Below are 1457 nucleotides of genomic sequence, written 5' to 3'. Positions count from 1 at the left end.
TGTTGTTTTATGTAAAAAACATAGCAACATAAGTTTAGCTAGATTCTCTTTTGCTGGGAAAAAGAGAATCTAAAGAGAAACTACAAAAAGCATTATGGGTTTTTGAAACACAAAATCATTTAAGGTATTTAGCTAAAAACTATGTTAGCTTTTTGCTTATTTACTTTTATTTGATTTTGGTGATTTCCAATTTGGATTATTCTGTTTTCCTCTATTTCCTTGTGCTTGGTCATATTGCTTATTTGTTCCTTTTGTGCCTTTATTTGCATTTCCTTGATTTGAAGCATTATCCTCAGGTGATATTTTGCGATTTGACATTTTTTACTCCTTTTAAGTTTATTTACACGCAAGATTTAAAAGCTATATGTGTAGCGCAATGCCACGCTATAATATGTGCGTGTCATTTTTAGTGGTGCACCATCTGCCCTAGTAGTATCCACAAATTTTTGTCCGATAAAAGGCACTTTAGCTACTAATTCAATACCGTGATTTTTAAATATATTGCTTCTTAAACCAATATTTAATGCAGCATTAAATGTAGTGATAGCTACTTGCCCCGCGATTATTTTTCGCTGAGTTTCGCTAGTTTTGCTAACAATATTTTGGTCAAGTAGATAAGTATTCCCTCCAAGTCCAATTCCAACAAATCCACCAAAATCTACATTTTCTTTAGCGATAAAATTGCCTAGAAAATCCACATTTACTGCGTAATTTACTAACATAAAGTTTATTGTGTCCGCACGAGAGGTATTATAAATAATTCCATCTTGGCTAATATCTGGCGCAATCGAAGCATATACATCGGCTTGCATATAGTTTATGTTTGCATAGTAACGCAAGCCAATATGTGGATTAAAAAATTGCTTATACCCTACGATAAAACCATAATTTCCACCAAAACCATACTTACTATCTTTAAAATCGGTGGTTTCACTTTTTGTATTCATTATGCTTGCACCAGCCTCTAGCCCTACAAATACCCCGCTTTCCTCGGCAAATACACCATTTGCTAGCACGCTAGCCACCGCCACGCTTGTAACCATTTTTGACAATTTTTTCATTGTCTTGCTCCTTATAAGGTAAATTTTCGCTCCGCTTTTTAATCCATTTTTTAAAAAAGCATAAATCTTAAGATTTTGCATTTTTAGGCATTTATCACAATGTATAAACGCTACATAAACGCTACATAAAACGCTTCCAAACACCCCAAAATCCGCAAAATCTAGCAAAAAAACGCATTTTTCAAAAAAAAAAAAAAAAAAAAACAAAAGCGTGGCAATATTCTACCCCCCCCCCTAATTAAGATTTGCTTAAAAGCAAAAAAATTTTTGAACTTTTTAAAAATTTTTTGGGTGGTAGAAATTTTTTTTAAAAAAGTTAATTTTTCACATTCGCATTTTTGGATTTTTTGGATTGTTGCATTTTTGTATTATTGCATTTTTGGGGTTATTGTTTTT

General features: G+C 32.3%; 2 protein-coding genes. Both read right to left on the bottom strand.

Translation table 11 applies throughout. From position 1 onward, the window contains the following. Positions 1 to 156 precede the first annotated feature (156 nt). Positions 157 to 318, bottom strand: a complete 162-nt coding sequence (locus ACWIX0_RS13550; RefSeq protein WP_454174512.1) for a hypothetical protein — start codon at positions 316 to 318, stop codon at positions 157 to 159. Between the two features lie 35 nt (positions 319 to 353). Then, positions 354 to 1061 carry an outer membrane beta-barrel protein gene (locus tag ACWIX0_RS13545; RefSeq protein WP_454174511.1) on the bottom strand — a complete coding sequence of 236 codons (708 nt, stop codon included), beginning with the start codon at positions 1059 to 1061 and terminating at the stop codon, positions 354 to 356. Positions 1062 to 1457: the final 396 nt, after the last annotated feature.

Source organism: Helicobacter sp. T3_23-1059 (assembly GCF_053654515.1).
Note: the sequence above shows the minus strand (reverse complement) of the source record. Positions and strands in the feature narration are given on the sequence as shown.